The following is a 15396-nucleotide window of genomic DNA, read 5'->3' as shown; positions in this document are numbered from 1 at the left end:
GTTGGCGCTGGTGAAAAGCCTCATGAGAATTGCGAACAACATAGTGAAGACGTTAGTTTCCGATATTTGGACTAACGCAATAGGCTCTAGAGGAGAGTTCGCAGCGCTGCGCGCAGACACGGCATTCACGTTGCTAGAAGACCTTTCGGAAGATGTTTGTGCAGCGCTAATCAGTCGTATCGACGCCACACTGGAGGTGACTGCACATCCCAGAGTCTGGCGAGATAGCTCGGGTTCTGACGCTAGAATATGGGGATTCGAGAAGGACATTGGTCGTCTGATTGACGAGTTTCAGATTGAACGACGGATTACCGCGATCGAAAAGTATCTCGGCCGAACAGTCCGCTCTTGGTATCTGATGGCTAACCGCGTGGAGCCAGTAGTTGGTAATTTGGGATCGGGCGGCGGCCTGCACCGGGATTCGCCGTTCTCCCATCAGGTCAAGTGCATTTGGTATCTGACGGACGTGACCGACCAGAACGGGCCGTTTCAATATCTCCCCGGTTCGCATACGAACCTGTTCGGCTCCCGCAAGAAATACCCGCTCGGAGAATATCGGTTGAACCACCTGAGCAAGGACGACCACATGGTCGAAGTATTGTCAGGAGCCGGAACCCTTCTGGTGTGCGACACAAAGTGCATTCACGGTGGAAAGCCGATTGAAAGCGGCTCACGCTATGCTGTGACGCTCTACACCTCGCCTCATGAGGGCGAGTTCGCGCGCCAGTTGAGGGCCCTGGGGTTGAGCGCGCCGACCCAAATGAATTGACCAGAACAGTGATGAGCTATTATCTTCAGTCGTGTTCGATCGGCTTCTCGGCGGCTGGTCGGACAATACGATGGCGACAATCGCAGAACGCCCGTTCCCGGCACGTCCAATGACAATCAAGCTGTTGTTATTGCGAGGAGCACCGCTGCTTATCAGGCCGCTTGCCATTGCTCTGGAGGGCATGCTTGTCCCGGGTCAGAACATCATGGTTTTGGCAATCCCCGTCGCGATGCTTGCGCTGACGCTATCGTCAATTCCCGTCCACCTGTCCTACTATCAATCGACTGATGGCACAGAGCAGGCGAAAGCCAGCGAATATGCTTCTGGATTGACGATAGTTATCGCTTCGACGTTTCTCCTTCTGGCGACGATCCTTACCATCCTCGATGGTCAGATGGGCAGCCTGCTGGTGTCCGCAACCTGCATGGTTTTCCTTATCGAGAAGTTTTCGGATGAAAGTTCCCGAATGCTGGAGTTCCGCAAAGCGTTCGGATCATGGTTTCTCGTCCAGCTGATGCGATCGGGCTGGATGATCATTCCGGTAGGGCTTTATCTCTTCGGCGCCGATTATGAGGTAGCCTTTTTGGTTTCGGCGGTTGTTGTCGCCGCCGTTTCCGCTTTGGTATTTGTAAAAGTGACCGGCGTGATGTTCGAGATGGGGCGAAGCGGGTTGGACATAATCCGACGCAGACTTATCTTCTTGGCGGCGAGTTTCCTGCCAGCGTCCTACAGACAAATTCCCCGCATCATGATTACGCGCCTTTTCCCGGACTATGCGCACGTATATTTGGCCACCGCACAGTTAGCACAGGCTGCAGCGCTGCTATTTAATGTTCGGTTCCAAATCCCGTATCGCAAGGCCATCGCTAGAAAGACCGCTATCGTACAGCGCCTACGCCATAAAGTGATGATGCGTATCCTGGCGCTTCCCGCTATCGTGGCGCCTCTGTGGTTAGCTGGTGGTCTATTTGTTCTTCCCCACGAACTGCCCGATGCATGGCTTGCCGCGTTGCTTCTGCCTTTGTTGATTGCTGACGCGGTGACCTTCGCAGTTCTGGCTGCACATATGGACTACCTACAATGGATGCGGAAAGAGGCCAGGCTGCTCAGGACATACGTACTGAATGGTTCTCTTATGGCGATCCTGATTCTTCTCCTGATACTATTAGTGACAGGCGCGCACGTTAGTATCTTTGTCATTATCCCACCGTTCGTGTTGCTTGGAGTGGCATGGATATTGACTATCGACCGCGTCAATTTCTCATCTCCATACTCTCGACCGCGTTTGGATCGAAACGGCACCTACACGCCCCCCTTGCGGTAAACTCACTTTGTTCTAAGGCGAACGGACTTGCTTCACTGTCGAGTGCGCAGGGCCAGACCGAACGAGGAATACAAACAGTCATGTCGCAGAACAATTTAGCCTTGGCGACGTCGAATGTATTCAGGGTCAACTCACGATCCAATTTATCGAATCGAACTTCATTCTGGTCGAGAATGTCATTCGGCGAAAAGCTTATATTTTTGTATTTCGGGGCATTTTATTTTGGCCCGATGATGATTGATGCTCTTTTTGATTTAAAAATTAAGTACGTACTCAGCGGAGATCTAAATTTTTTCTGGCCTTTCATTTTATCAGTCCTCTACCTCTTCTTATTTTATTGGCTGAGGAAAATCATGGGCAGGGGGCTGGGAGTGAGTCTGCCATTCGCGAAATTCGCTTCTTCCAATGCTGTTGTAACCGTGGTATTTTTGGCATTCTTTGCACTCGCATATGAATTTTCTGCAACTTTCAGTACGGCGTTTCGTCATACCGAAAGTTACTCCTCTGCCGGTATTGTGCCGGTTGCAACCTTTGCGTTAAAAACCGTCTGCGCAATCTATGTTTTTGCTTCTTTGTCAAACAGAAGCGTTATAGAAATTAAGTTCTATCACGTACTGCTCTTCGTGTGGGGCTTGTATTTTGCATTTGTTAGTTCGAACGATGTGGTGCACGCCTTTGTTGCAATCTATTCGCTGTTTCAAAACTCAAGGATTGAGCTGGCCCGGCTGGCACGTGCGCTTGTCCCAAAGGTAGGTCTTCCGGCAATAATTATTATCTTGCCGGGTGTGGTCTTTGCTGGGATCGCAAATAAGGTCGGTATCGAGGCGGCTTTGACTCGATTTTCATCTGGGGGTCTCCAGTATCTCGTCGAGTTGTTTGCGAATAGAATTTTTTACCACTCCTATACGTTTGCGTATCATATCAATAATTTCGACAACTCGTTTGCGCTCGGCTGGCAGGCGATGGAAATTATTTCATTCCAATCGTTCCGTCGACTTGAAATCTTGTTCGGCGGGGAGGTCGTGAACGAAACCCTTCAGACTGTCAGTAGGCTGAACTATTTGCAAATCACCCCCTTCGACAATGGAACTGGCGCGGGCGCGTCCCCAGGCCTGCTAGGATCCCTTTTCTACTTCCCCGGGGGAGTTCTTTCCCTGCCTTTGCACATGTTCTACGTATACGTGGTCGCGACCGCGTTCGATAGATTGATGGGAGGTGGGCGTTACGGCCTTCCGGTATATCTTGGCGGGCTCGTGGTATTGCAGGCTGTTGTCGACACAATTGTCGACAATTTCAATCCTTTCAGTGTCGGTTTCCTCGCGCTTGCGATGCTTCTGGTTCTCTCAACTCGCGCGGGGTCTGTGCTGAGGAAAAATGAGCGTTCAATCTCTGTATGAGTACCATTCCGCAGAATGAGGGGGCCGATTGGCTGACGTCGAGCAAGTTTGCTGTAAGCAGCTTGGTGAGCCGAGTTTTTTCATTCCATGGCCAAGCGGTATATCGGGGTCTCGAGGCCGGGATAGCCAAGAAGAGTTTTCGCAATCGTCTGGTTTTTAAGTCGGTGAGCATGTTTGGCCGTTCGCGGCTCGGGAATATGGCATTGTTGGCGTTGTTCATCATCTGGGGACGCAACTTTGAGGAGCCTGCTGAGGGACAGGCGGTTTTTCAGTATGGACCTACGAGAAACAACCAAGAAGCGTTCCGTCGTTTCAATGAGAGCCTCGACGAGGACATTCGCGCACTGATGGGGCGGGCCGGCCGTAAGGCGCCAGTACGAAGGCGGTTGTTTGTCGCCATCGGAATCCGATCGCTGTGGAGCGCTTCTTGCGCGCTGTGGCGACAACGCCATTCCGGTGCCCTACCGCAATTGCAAGCTCTACATGCTACGGCGGCATACCTCTTTTACGCTTTTTATCCTTTTCCGAGTTCGGTGCGATTGCTGTCAGTTGCCTCCGACCATTCTCCTGTCGTGATGGCTATGCTGGCCATGGCGAAGCGCAACGGTCTCCCGACTTGCTATGTTCAGCATGCCCCGGTTACGGAGTATTTTCCTCCGCTCGATTTCGATCTTTCCGTTCTTTATGACCAAGCGTCGGTCGAAGCGTATGAACTCGCGGCGCAGAAGCAGAATAGGAAGATTGGGGGGGACATTGTGATACTGCCGCCCTTCGCTAGCGACTACATGCGTCCCCGGATGAGCCGCAACCGAACCTTGAACGTCGGTATGTGCCTGAGTTCAATTCCACAGACCGAGCGATTGATCGCGTTTAGTCGAAAGATTGTTGATCATCCGAACGTCTCCACTCTCTACTGGCGGTGCCACCCGCGATTCCAGTTAGAAGCTCCCGACGTCCACGGTACTAAGCGTATATTGGTTCAGGAACGAGGGGGCTCTTTGGAGGCGTTTCTGGAGAAGGTCGATATTGTACTCGTGCCCAACAGCGGTGTTGGAGTCGAATCTCTACATAACGGCAAGCCGACTTTCTACGTAGATGGGATGGATGACATCCCTCGCGACTATTACAAGTTCGTCGAAAGCGGAATTCTACCTGAGTTTGAGTGGGGCGTCTTGGATAACGCGAGCGGTATCGACGAGCATTTTGACGCCAGTTGGGAAGAACAATTCTCGCGATACGACGCGACCGTGAAAGTGTCTACAACCTCCGCGGGAAAGCGGGTTTCGGATGCCGTAAGGCGTCTCCTGTGATCCCCTTGATTCCGCGCCTTACGAACTTACTGAAGCGTTCGGATAATTCGCAGTGGCTTGCGATGCAATGCCCAAAACAAAACAGAAAGACGTGACGAAATGAACCGGGTTGGAAAGGTAAGCTGCGGCGTTGACGAACCGCTGGTCAGTATAATTACGCCGACTTATAACTCTTTCGAGTACGTTGCGGACACGCTGCTATCCGTCACGAGCCAAGAATATATGAATTGGGAGCATATCATCGTCGATGATGCTTCAACTGACGCGACCCAATCGGTCGTGGAAGCCCTCGCCAAGCGTGAGAGCCGAATACGGCTTATCAAGCTTCCGGTCAATTCTGGTGCAGCAGTTGCTCGGAACACTGCAATCCGGGCTGCTAAAGGCCGTTATATTGCATTTCTTGATGCCGATGATCTTTGGTTGCCCCACAAGTTAGCGCGGCAAGTGGCATTTATGCAAGAAACCGGCGCGGCCTTTACGTACGCCAGTTTTGACCTGATCAACGAAAGCGGTTCGGGGATTGGACGCGTTGAAGTCCCGCAGACAGCAACTTACAGTAGCCTGTTGAAAAACAACGTGATTGGCTGTCTGACAGCAATGTATGATACTAAGAAAACGGGCAAAGTCGAAATGCCGCTTATTCGAAAAAGGCAGGATTTAGGTCTCTGGCTGCGTATCCTGAAGGACATTCCGGAGGCACATGGAGTTTCGGAGGTGCTTGGCCAATATCGTATCCGGCCCGGATCTGTTTCCAGTAACAAATTGCACGCCGCTCGGCACACTTGGCATCTCTATCGACATATAGAGGGTCTACCTCTTCCCCAGGCCGTCTACTACTTTGTTTGTTATGCTATTAATGGTGTTCGAAAGGGGCGTAGAAATGCGTTGGTTGGGGCATGAAGTTAGGGGCGGCGGCCGATCTCGCAGTGACGGCCTGTCACTGAGGCGTAAGAACAATGCGTAGTCAGATTGTAGTCGTCGGCGCATCAGGGCGCGTAGGGCGACTAGTCGTCGCAAGTTGGGGCGGAGCCACAGGCAACGGACCGCATTGCGTAGCGCAATTCAGGCACCCGGAACATTGCTCTGCGGCGGAACGCGTGGGACAAGCATTCTTGCATTGGGATCCCGCGTCGGGTGCCGCTGACTTGGAAGCTTCGGTAAAAGCCAGTGGTCCTTTCTCAGCCATGATCGTTCTCGCTGGAGCTACCCCTGGTCGTAGTGCCGATCTTGCTGCAAATAGGGTTGTCGCGGAGCAATGCCTTCGTGCAGCTTCTGAAGTGGAAATACCGCGAGTGCTCGTAGCATCGTCTTCGGCTGTCTATGGAGTGAGTAAGAGCGGAGAACCTTTCCGAGAATTTGACGACTGCCGTCCAGTAAGCGATTACGGCAGGGCTAAATTGGAGATGGAAGCCTGTTGCGAGGAGTGGCGCGAGCGAGGTTTGGAAGTCAACTGTTTGCGTATCGGTAATGTGGCAGGGGCGGATGCGCTGCTACTGAACCTCGCCGCCGCTGACAGTCAAACGCGATTAGAAATAGACATTTTTCCCAACGGAGAGGGGCCAATAAGATCCTATATTGGGCCTCAAAGCCTTTCGGGTGTCTTGAAGGTCCTCTCGAAGAGTGCCCAGTCTCTACCAGCTGTTATCAATCTGGCTGCGCCACACCCTATTTCAATGATCAGTCTGGCAGACGCGGCGGGCGCTCCGTGGAAGGCGCGACCGATTATGGAAAACAAGAGCCAAAAAATAACTCTAGATTGCAATGTCCTAAGATCATTGTACAAATTCAAATCCTTCGAGAGCAGCGCTGAAGAAGTTGTTAGGCAATGGAGGGACGTTAAGTGAGATGAAAGTAAGTAAGAGATATTTTGATATTTTACTAGCGACAATTCTGGTTGTCGCGCTTTCTCCAGCCCTATTGATAATTTATCTTTGGATTTTTTTCTCTGAGGGCGGTCCGGTGTTTTACATTTCGGAGCGAATGAAAACGCCTGATCAAGCCTTTATGATGGTCAAATTTCGAACCATGATTCCTGCGTCCGAGAACAGTGGCGTGTCTGGAGGCGATAAGGCCGATAGGATTACGGCAAGCGGTCGGTTTCTCCGCGCAACCAGACTTGATGAATTGCCCCAGCTCTGGAACGTTATCAAGGGCGATATCAGTTTCGTCGGTCCACGCCCGCCCTTGCGAGAGTACGTCGTCAAGAACCCTCGCATCTACAGCGAGGTTTTGCTATCTCGCCCAGGCATCACCGGTTTGGCCTCGCTGGTATATAGCGGACATGAGCAGAGAATCCTCGAGGGCTGTAAAGATGGTGCAGCCACGGATGCTGCTTACCAACGCATATGCATACCGCGTAAGGCTCACCTCGATTTGATCTATCAGAGGAATCAAAGCTTGTGCTTCGATATCGCTATCATGCTTCAGACTGGCTTGAAGGTCTTCCAACGAAAGTAAAGAGAGAGCTCGCCAGCCAAGCGGACCTCTCGGAAAACTAAACCAGGGGAAACCTTGTTCGTTTAATTCAGGTTTCTGATGGAGCATACTGAAGGGGAAGCTCTAGAAGGATTCTCCGGACTTGGCGAAGATCATTCTCTTTGCACGCTTTAAAAAGATCATCCAGCGAAAGTGAGAGTTCGTCAGGCTTCATCGACACTTCGTCAGCGGTCATAATTCTGGGATGTTCGGTCGCTTTTGGGTTGCTCCCAATAAGCAGTTCTTCGAACAGTTTTTCACCTTTGCGAAGACCGGTAAAGCAGATTGGAATATCGCCGGTGCCATGGCGTATCTCATCGGGGTGATCGACGAGGTATGGCGTCAGCCCATGGAGCTTGACCATGGTGACGGCCAAGTCTGCAATCCTGACGGCTTCCCCCATGTCCAAAACGAAGACATCCCCACCTTTCGCCATGGCGCCAGCTTGAATTACCAGTTGCGCAGCTTCCGGAATAGTCATGAAGTATCGGTTTATCTCCCGGTGAGTGACCGTGATGGGGCCGCCTTCTTCAATTTGCTTTCTGAATCGTGGGATAACAGAGCCTGAAGAGCCAAGCACGTTGCCAAAGCGCACCATCGAAAAGGTCGTAGCCGTTTTCTTCTCCGCGAACGATTGGCAGATCAGTTCTGCAATTCTCTTTGTAGCGCCCATAACATTGGTCGGTCGAACCGCTTTGTCTGTAGATACAAGAATGAAATTATCGACGGCGAGCTCATGACTTGCATTGACTACTGCGAGGGTGCCAAATACGTTATTCAGGACACCTTCGACGATATTTTCCTCTACGAGGGGGACATGCTTATAGGCCGCTGCATGATAAATCGTTTCGACCGCGTGTTCTTCAATCGTGGATATTAGGCGACTAGCGCGCTGTACTGAACCGATTACAGGTACAATTTGTACTGAGACGCTGCTTCGGTCTCGAATCTTCTGGAGTTCGCCTTCTATAGAGTAGAGCGCATACTCGGATATATCGTACAAAATTAGAGTTTTCGGTTTCTGAAGCAGAATCTGGCGACAGAGTTCGCTGCCTATCGACCCTCCCGCTCCGGTAACCATGACGGATTTGCCCTCGATATTGCGCTTTAACATCTCCTCGTTCGGCGCGATGGCGTCACGGCCCAGCAAGTCTTCCGCTGATACGTTCCGAAGCTCCGAGAGCTTCGCCTTGCCACTGATAACGTCGGACAGGGCGGGGATTGTTTTGATCTCGAGGTTCGTCTGCTCGAGAGATGCGAAAATCTCCTTACGACGAGAATGACTTAATTTCGGCATAGCTAAGAGGACGACTTTAACGCCGAAATCATTGGCCAGCCGTGGGATCTCGCTCGGGGGATGCACGCGATAGCCACTAATTGTGAGACCATGGAATTGCCGGTCGTCGTCTATGAATGCGATTGGTGCATAGTCACGACCATGGAAGAGCGAGTTCAACAGCTCGAGGCCAGCACTCCCAGCACCGTAGATTACAACGGGCTTCTTAGAGACCTGCATTGGTGTACGGAACAAATGGCGGGCACCAAAGCGCAAACTAGAGATGGTAAGGAACAACAAAATCCCCGAGATAACCGGTACCGACCTCGGAATTCCCGCAGAAAGTATATTACTGGTTATAAATAAAGCGATGGAGAAGCTCGCAACGCCCTGAAGGATAGCCGTCAAAACCTTGCCAGTGACGAAGCGAACAAGAGCCCGATATAGCCCGTCGAACCATAGTTTTGTAATTGCAATTATGGCTGAGATCAGAACCGGTGGCCAAATTTTCGGATCCGTGAGGAAATTTAAACTTTCCAGACGGATAACCATCGCCGCCAAGAAACACACAACCACCAAGGCAGTGTCTACAAATATTTGAATGGCAATTTTTTTGCGCCGCCCCAGGGAGGAAAGACGACTGAAATAACTGAGCATGTTTAGGTATCACACCAATTTAGTTGTTCGAGCGATCGAGCGCGTGCGATAGTGCAGCACTCTTTTAAGCGCAACTGGACGGTCCCGGATCGGCCCGAGCGGGACGCCGAACGGTTCGAGCGGGCAACCCCGTGGAGCAGGTCAGGACTTGATTTGCCTGGTCGTTCCTTCACATGCCGCTCCCTCGGGAAGTTTAATCTATCATGAGATGATCCAAGCGCGCAGCACTGGAGCGCTGATCGGGTGTTGGAGCGGGAGCTCGTAACTTTCCCGCTTCACTGCGCATCTATCAGGCACTTGCATAGAATATGCGGATGAATTGTGGACAGGTCTGTACCGCCTTGGAATTTCCAATTGCGCCTGTTGGAAATGGGTCATAGGCCGCACTCGGTCTGCAGCCGGATTGGGTCTCGAAATGATGGTTGGTTACAGAAGCGCGCACGGTTCGGGCGTTGAATTAGCCCGCGGGGGAGTGTTCGTATGGTTGTCGTTCATCGTCCTCGTGGCCTTCACAGGCGGAGCATCGCGGTACGATGCCTTTCAGATTCTTCCCTTGCGAACCGTCTCCGCGCTGTTTGCCGTGACAGGGTGTTACTTCTTGGCTTCGGGGAGGGGCACGACGGAGCGAGCTCTTGCCTATCTTTTTCTGGCACTGGTGATGCTGATGGCCATTCAGCTCGTGCCCCTGCCGATTCAGGTTTGGAGCGAGCTGCTAGGCCAGCAGATGGTTGTCGAATTGGATTCCGTAGTTGGACTCACTGCTGAGTGGAGGCCCATTACGCTCGCGCCTATGCGCACTTGGAACGCGATTGGAAGTCTGATTGTCCCCTGCGCTGCTTTGACACTGACTTTTGCTTTTACGCGGACCTCACGCCCGCTGTTACAAGCCGTTGCGGCTCTGGGATTGTTAAATGCGATATTAGGTCTGGCGCAGATTCTCGGGGGGCGGTACACCTTACTTTACTTTTATGAGGTGACGAACGCTGGCGGCGCAGTTGGACTATTCGCCAATGAAAACCACGCTGCCATATTTGCCGCATGTTCAATGTTGGTGGTGGCTTTTCTCTCGATGAGGGCTCGATTGGCTGGCGAGGCTAGATGGTGGCAAATAGCGTACATAGCCGCATTCTTCCTGATTTTTTCCATCGCGCTGATTACCGGTTCACGGGCGGGATTCGTGGCTGCGCTTGGGTCGCTTATGGCCACCCTTCTGATGGTTTCCATGGCGCAGAGGCCGTCGCGTCGGCGACGGGGGTCTGGGAAGATGCGTCGCTGGTTGGAGCGAAATCCGCGCGCAATCATATTAGTGCCTTTTGCCGTTTTGAGTGGTTTGGTCGTTATTTTTGTAGCGTTAGGTCGCGCTCCTGCGTTCGCAGACATTTTTGCTCGCGACCCGCTAGCAGATCTACGTTGGTCGGTGTGGCCCATTTTAGCGGAAATGTTGAGCGTTCACTGGCTGATCGGCACCGGGTTTGGTTCCTTTGAACAGGTCTACCAGGTTTTTGAGCCGCGTTCTCTTTTGATGGCCAAGTACATCAATCAGGCGCATAACGACTGGCTCCAACTAATTATCGAGGGTGGTGTGGCGGGAGGACTGCTTCTTGTTGCTGTGATTGGTTGGATGGCAAAAAATGTCGTCACCCTGACGGGCTCAAGTCTCGGGTGGGTTTCGGTGATTTTCTGGGCCACTTTATTCGCGATCATTGGCGGTGCGTCACTTGTTGACTATCCGCTGCGAACTCCTGTTTTCCAAGTGTCGACGATCTTCTTCCTGATCGCGCTGTCCCGGGATGCGCGTGACAAGAATATCACATGATAGTCGGCGCTGGGCCGTGGCCCGAAGTCCGGCTTTATTCGATCGAAAGTTGCGCTAAAGCGCGCGTCATGAAGAGACTGAATGCGGTGAAGAATTTTAGAAATGCACTAAGTGGCTTGGTTCTCCTACTTGCCCTATCCGCTTGCGCTACCGACCGGAGCTACGGCGCAGCATCCGGGGTCGAGGTGGCCGAGTTAGATGAACTTCCTCCGCCGAGGGTCGAAAACCTCTATGTTATCGGGCCTCAAGAGTTGCTTGAGATCGAGGTTGTGGGCGCCGAACGCCTGAGCGGAAAGTATCTTACAGATGGAGAGGGGCGCGTCGCTTTCCCGCTGATTGGTCTCATTAATCTAGGGGGGCTGGCGCCAAGCGATGCGGCGGACTTAATCGCGGATTATCTACGCGGTCGCTATTTGTTGAATCCACAGGTCCGTGTCCTTCCCGAGGAGATACCGCTCCCGACCGTATCCGTTGGGGGGCAGGTAAATAAGCCTGGCGAATACCCCGTTCTCGGGCGTCAATCCCTTTTGCGAGTGGTCAATCAGGCAGGAGGGTTGGCTGAGTACGCGAAGCTCGATGATGTCTTGGTTCTTAGAACCGTCGGTGGGCAGCGCTACATTGGGGCTTATAACATTCAGGGCATCCAGCGCGGAAATTACCCGGACCCCACCGTCTACCCGAACGATATCGTCGTAGTGGGGGACTCTCCTAGTCGTAGACGCGTTGATGCGATTCTCAGGTTCGCACCGCTGCTATCGACCTCTGCAATTTTGATTGATCGGATCGGACGTTGAATACCTTGAAATTTGACCAATCGTCTTCTGGCGGAGGCGACAGCGGCCTGCCGCCTGAAGAGCACGGCCGAGACAACTCGATCGCGCTAGATCTCGAGCGCTATTGGCATGAGGCGATGGGCCTCAAGTATTGGCTTGCTGGCATTGTGGCATTGGGATTGGTGCTCGGCGTTCTAGTGACGCTCTTATCGACGCCTCTTTATCAAGCAAGTGCACGTCTCGAGGTTTCGCAAGTCACCGCCGATGTAACCAACCTTGATTTACTGGAGGCTGAGGGCCAAATTTCTGAACTGCAGTATTTGAATACGCAGTATAAACTCCTCGTTTCCAAATTCATGGCTACACGCGTGATGGACGCGGGAAATCTGCCTCGTGATGAGAGATTTCGAAATGCATTCTCGATTGAGGATGAGCCGCGAATCGAAAATGCCATTGAGGAAACGCTGTTCGACAACGTCAGTATTGATCCAATCAATCAATCAAGCTTGGTCGATGTGAAGTTCTCCAGTCCAGACGCGGGGCTCTCGGCTGAAATCGCCAATCTGTGGGTTCAGGAGTTTGTGGCTGCGAACTACGAGAAGCGCTTCGGTGCCAATATCGAGGCTCGAGATTTCCTCCAGAGCCAGATTGCGGAATTAAGGGAGCGGCTTGCAGATTCGGAACAAGAACTTGTCGAATACGCGAACGCGAACGAAATTCTGGTTTTGAATGCTGGGGGTGAGACAGGGTCGGAAAGCGCTGGGCAAACACTCGTAGGTGCCGACCTGCAGGCTCTTAACACCGCATTGGCGGCGGCAGTGGCGGACAGGATTAGCGCTCAGGCTGCAGTCGTGGGAGGCAATTTCCCAAGTTCCGATCCGCGCAACGAGTTGCTGACCAAATTAAGCGAAGTGGAAGCTGAGCTAGCTGTCCTGCGCGCAAACTTCGGGCCCGACTATCCCGAAGTCCAAGAGAAGCAAGCGGAAGTCAATTCGCTGCGGTCCGCGGTTTCCGTGGGTGCTAGATCCCTTCTGCGCTCGGCAAGAATCAGAGAAGCCGAGCTTCGCCAGCAAGTTGAGGCAGTCAAGCAACGTTTCCTGGGGCAGCAAGGCCAAGGGATCCGCTATGGCATTCTTAAGCGGGAGGTCGACACCAACCGAGAGATTTATGATGCCCTTCTCCAACGCTTCAAGGAGCTTGAGGCGTCGGGGGCTGGCCAGAATAATATTCAGATCATCGATCTCGCCGACACCCCCGTGAGCCCCTATGCTCCATCACTGATCCAGAATGTTTTGGTTTCTCTGTTGGCGAGCTTGTTTATAGCAGCGGCGGTGGTCTATCTGAAGGTCGTCCTTAGTCAGACCCTGAAAGATCCTGAAGATGTTCGCCGGCGACTTCACCTTGCGCTATTGGGTGCAATTCCGCGCAATACCGAAGGTGCGATGGTCGATCGTATTGCGGAGCGCTCTTCACATATCAACGAGGCTTATACGACGGTCAGAACCAACCTGAACTTCCTAACTCAGGATGGGGCGCCGAAGGTGCTTATGTTCACTTCCTCGGTGCCGTCCGAAGGAAAGAGTATCTCGGCGCTTGGTGTCGCCACCAGCTTTGCACAATTGGGCAAGAAGGTTCTGCTGATCGATGCGGATTTACGGAACTCCAAACTGCGCGATACACTTAAGCTTCATGACTACGACAAGGGTGGCCTTGTCCCGCTGCTAGCCAATCAGCAGGGCAATATGGCTTCGGAGATTATCCATCTCGAGGACTTCGGCTTCGACTTCTTGCCCATGGGACGAACGCCACCGAACCCTGTTGAGCTGCTAGCGGGTGACCGCTTTTCGCAGATCATCGAAGCGGCGCGGGGTCAATACGACCAAGTGCTGATCGACGGTGCGCCAATGCTTGCACTCGCCGACGCGATCGAAATGTCCAAGGCAGTCGATGGTGTGATCTTCGTGATCCAGACCGAACGGATCAAGCTGCGCGGGATCGAGAACGCGCTCGGTCGTCTCCAGCGTTCGGGTGCGAAGGTCTATGGCGCGATCGTCACCAAGGTCAGCCAGAACAATTCGGCTTACGGCTATGGCTACGGCTATGGCTACGGTTACGGCTATGGCTATGGTGAAGAGCGTGACGCAGAACCGGCATAAGGCTGCGCAATGAAGGTCGCTCGTCCTCTTCGCCTCGGTGTCTCAATCGCGCTTGGGGCGGTGCTCGCGGCTGCGCTTGGTGCGCAGTCCGCGGGGATCGCACTAACGAAGAAGGCGCCCGACACGGCTATCGCGGCGTTCCCGCTCAACGGACTGGCCCACGAGAACATCGCGTCTGCGATATTTCTGGCTACGACCGACGCGACCGGCTCGCCTGAGGAGGGAGCAAAGGCGGCCCTGCCGTGGGCTCTCGAAGCCTATCGCCTGGAACCCTTGGTGCCCAAGGCACATGCAATTCTTGCGCTTGCTGAGGATGACCCGGAAAAGCGAAGGCAGATCCTCGATGCGGCCTTGGCTTTGAACCGGCGCGAGCCTCGTCTTCAGGCGGTGGTCTTGCAGCAGCAGGTTACCGATGCGGATTACCCCGCGGCGATCGCGTCGCTCGATCGCATCCTTCGTGTGAAACCGAGCCAGTACAACGAGCTTTTCCCGGTTCTTATCAATGTCTTCGCGCAAGAGGGCGCAATTGACGAGTTTGCCAATATTCTCGACGGGTCTTCGGAATGGCATGGGCGCTTCTTCCGCTTTGCTGCAACCCAGCCATCAGCTTTGGGCAACTTGGCGGAGTTGCGCGGCCAGATGTCGTTTGAGGACGAAGCTACCGACCAGACGTTGTTGCGTAGTCTGGTACGCGAAGGCGACGTTGCTACGGCCTACTCGCTATATCAAAGGATCGCCGGTTCAGACGCAACCGACGCAGTTGGAGCGTGGTTAAATGATTATCCGCCTTTCGATTGGAGCCTGACGGATGAAGCTGGATTGCGCGCACAGCCTAGCCTAAACGGCAAAGAGCTAGAAATCTCGGTCAAGCCGGGCAAGGGCGGCGTCGTCGCTAGTCGCCTGATGCGCGCACCTGGGACGCCGTTTTCGATCATCGTCGACCATAGCATTGGATCTCAGGGCGCTTTGCCAGATATCGATGTCGTGGTTAAATGTGCCGGGCAAGGAGATACGATATTCGAGGCCAATCTGGCTCAGCAGGGAAATGGATATCGGATCGACAGCCTGCCTTCCGATTGCGCTTTCATTGAAATCGCCCTGAAAGCGCGAGCTTGGAGCGGCCGTTCAGCCCTCAACGAAAATATCGAAGCGGTTGAAGTTGTGCGGCGGTAAATCTTAAGAGCGCGTGAGCTGTTATCCATTCCACAGATCGCGCTGCTCCTACACCTAATGTCGACATAACCCCGCGAACCCTATAAACTGGCAGCCGGCAGGACGAGCCTTGGAGTTGCCTTAATTAAGAAGTAAGCCTCACGACAGAGGTCTACTCTAGACCAACAAGATGGGACGGTTGGAACCATTCCCCCGACGCCCTCTAGGTTGCACATACGAAGTAAAATCTGATCGTTGGCAAATTATATACGGGAATGAACGGATCTCGAA

12 protein-coding genes are annotated in these 15396 nt (G+C 53.1%); 11 read left to right on the top strand and 1 reads right to left on the bottom strand.

Features of this window, described 5'->3' with window-relative positions:
* Nucleotides 1-10 precede the first annotated feature (10 nt).
* The 7 genes from SJY12_RS04365 to SJY12_RS04335 all read left to right on the top strand — a co-directional run bounded on the left by SJY12_RS04365 (nucleotide 11) and on the right by SJY12_RS04335 (nucleotide 7257).
* Nucleotides 11-769 carry a phytanoyl-CoA dioxygenase family protein gene (locus tag SJY12_RS04365; protein WP_397506645.1) on the top strand — a complete coding sequence of 253 codons (759 nt, stop codon included), beginning with the start codon at nucleotides 11-13 and terminating at the stop codon, nucleotides 767-769.
* Between the two features lie 31 nt (nucleotides 770-800).
* Nucleotides 801-2093 (top strand): hypothetical protein, encoded by a 1293-nt coding sequence (locus SJY12_RS04360; protein WP_397506113.1) that lies wholly within the window; start codon nucleotides 801-803, stop codon nucleotides 2091-2093.
* 173 nt (nucleotides 2094-2266) lie between these two features.
* Nucleotides 2267-3490 carry a hypothetical protein gene (locus SJY12_RS04355; protein ID WP_397506112.1) on the top strand — a complete coding sequence of 408 codons (1224 nt, stop codon included), beginning with the start codon at nucleotides 2267-2269 and terminating at the stop codon, nucleotides 3488-3490.
* A complete protein-coding gene (locus tag SJY12_RS04350; protein ID WP_397506111.1) occupies nucleotides 3487-4800 on the top strand; it encodes a hypothetical protein in 1314 nt (437 codons plus the stop codon). Before SJY12_RS04355 ends, SJY12_RS04350 begins: the two co-directional genes overlap by 4 nt.
* Nucleotides 4801-4899: 99 nt before the next feature.
* Nucleotides 4900-5700: a glycosyltransferase family 2 protein gene (locus tag SJY12_RS04345; RefSeq protein ID WP_397506110.1), complete on the top strand. Its 801-nt coding sequence runs from the start codon at nucleotides 4900-4902 to the stop codon at nucleotides 5698-5700.
* Between the two features lie 56 nt (nucleotides 5701-5756).
* On the top strand, nucleotides 5757-6644 hold the full coding sequence (locus tag SJY12_RS04340; protein ID WP_397506109.1) for an NAD-dependent epimerase/dehydratase family protein: 888 nt from the start codon (nucleotides 5757-5759) through the stop codon (nucleotides 6642-6644).
* 1 nt (nucleotide 6645) lies between these two features.
* Complete coding sequence (locus SJY12_RS04335; protein ID WP_397506108.1) at nucleotides 6646-7257, top strand: sugar transferase; 612 nt, start codon at nucleotides 6646-6648, stop codon at nucleotides 7255-7257.
* Between the two features lie 67 nt (nucleotides 7258-7324).
* On the opposite strand, the gene SJY12_RS04330 is transcribed toward SJY12_RS04335, so the two are convergent.
* Entirely contained in the window at nucleotides 7325-9208 is a 1884-nt protein-coding gene (locus SJY12_RS04330; protein WP_397506107.1) for a polysaccharide biosynthesis protein, read from the bottom strand.
* Between the two features lie 484 nt (nucleotides 9209-9692).
* Between SJY12_RS04330 and SJY12_RS04325 the strand changes: the two genes are divergently transcribed.
* From SJY12_RS04325 to SJY12_RS04310, 4 genes are all read left to right on the top strand, one after another.
* Nucleotides 9693-11024 carry an O-antigen ligase family protein gene (locus tag SJY12_RS04325; RefSeq protein ID WP_397506106.1) on the top strand — a complete coding sequence of 444 codons (1332 nt, stop codon included), beginning with the start codon at nucleotides 9693-9695 and terminating at the stop codon, nucleotides 11022-11024.
* A 68-nt stretch (nucleotides 11025-11092) separates the two neighbouring features.
* A complete protein-coding gene (locus SJY12_RS04320) occupies nucleotides 11093-11818 on the top strand; it encodes a polysaccharide biosynthesis/export family protein (protein ID WP_397506105.1) in 726 nt (241 codons plus the stop codon).
* On the top strand, nucleotides 11815-13953 hold the full coding sequence (locus tag SJY12_RS04315; RefSeq protein WP_397506104.1) for a GumC family protein: 2139 nt from the start codon (nucleotides 11815-11817) through the stop codon (nucleotides 13951-13953). The genes SJY12_RS04320 and SJY12_RS04315 overlap by 4 nt, the downstream gene beginning before the upstream one ends.
* Nucleotides 13954-13962: 9 nt before the next feature.
* Complete coding sequence (locus SJY12_RS04310) at nucleotides 13963-15126, top strand: hypothetical protein (RefSeq protein WP_397506103.1); 1164 nt, start codon at nucleotides 13963-13965, stop codon at nucleotides 15124-15126.
* The last annotated feature ends 270 nt before the right edge of the window (nucleotides 15127-15396 follow it).

This window comes from Qipengyuania sp. R86523 (genome assembly GCF_044596365.1).
Classification (GTDB): domain Bacteria; phylum Pseudomonadota; class Alphaproteobacteria; order Sphingomonadales; family Sphingomonadaceae; genus Qipengyuania; species Qipengyuania citrea.
The sequence above is the reverse complement of the archived record's forward strand: the minus strand, read 5'-3'. Positions and strand labels throughout refer to the sequence as shown.

Bases quoted from the DNA above. Each gene is read 5' to 3' on its own strand.
- SJY12_RS04335 (WP_397506108.1), top strand. From the start codon at position 6,646: ATGAAAGTAAGTAAGAGATATTTTGATATTTTACTAGCGACAATTCTG.
- SJY12_RS04320 (WP_397506105.1), top strand. From the start codon at position 11,093: ATGAAGAGACTGAATGCGGTGAAGAATTTTAGAAATGCACTAAGTGGC.
- SJY12_RS04350 (WP_397506111.1), top strand. From the start codon at position 3,487: ATGAGTACCATTCCGCAGAATGAGGGGGCCGATTGGCTGACGTCGAGC.
- SJY12_RS04345 (WP_397506110.1), top strand. From the start codon at position 4,900: ATGAACCGGGTTGGAAAGGTAAGCTGCGGCGTTGACGAACCGCTGGTC.
- SJY12_RS04330 (WP_397506107.1), bottom strand. From the start codon at position 9,208: ATGCTCAGTTATTTCAGTCGTCTTTCCTCCCTGGGGCGGCGCAAAAAA.
- SJY12_RS04310 (WP_397506103.1), top strand. From the start codon at position 13,963: ATGAAGGTCGCTCGTCCTCTTCGCCTCGGTGTCTCAATCGCGCTTGGG.
- SJY12_RS04355 (WP_397506112.1), top strand. From the start codon at position 2,267: ATGTCATTCGGCGAAAAGCTTATATTTTTGTATTTCGGGGCATTTTAT.
- SJY12_RS04340 (WP_397506109.1), top strand. From the start codon at position 5,757: ATGCGTAGTCAGATTGTAGTCGTCGGCGCATCAGGGCGCGTAGGGCGA.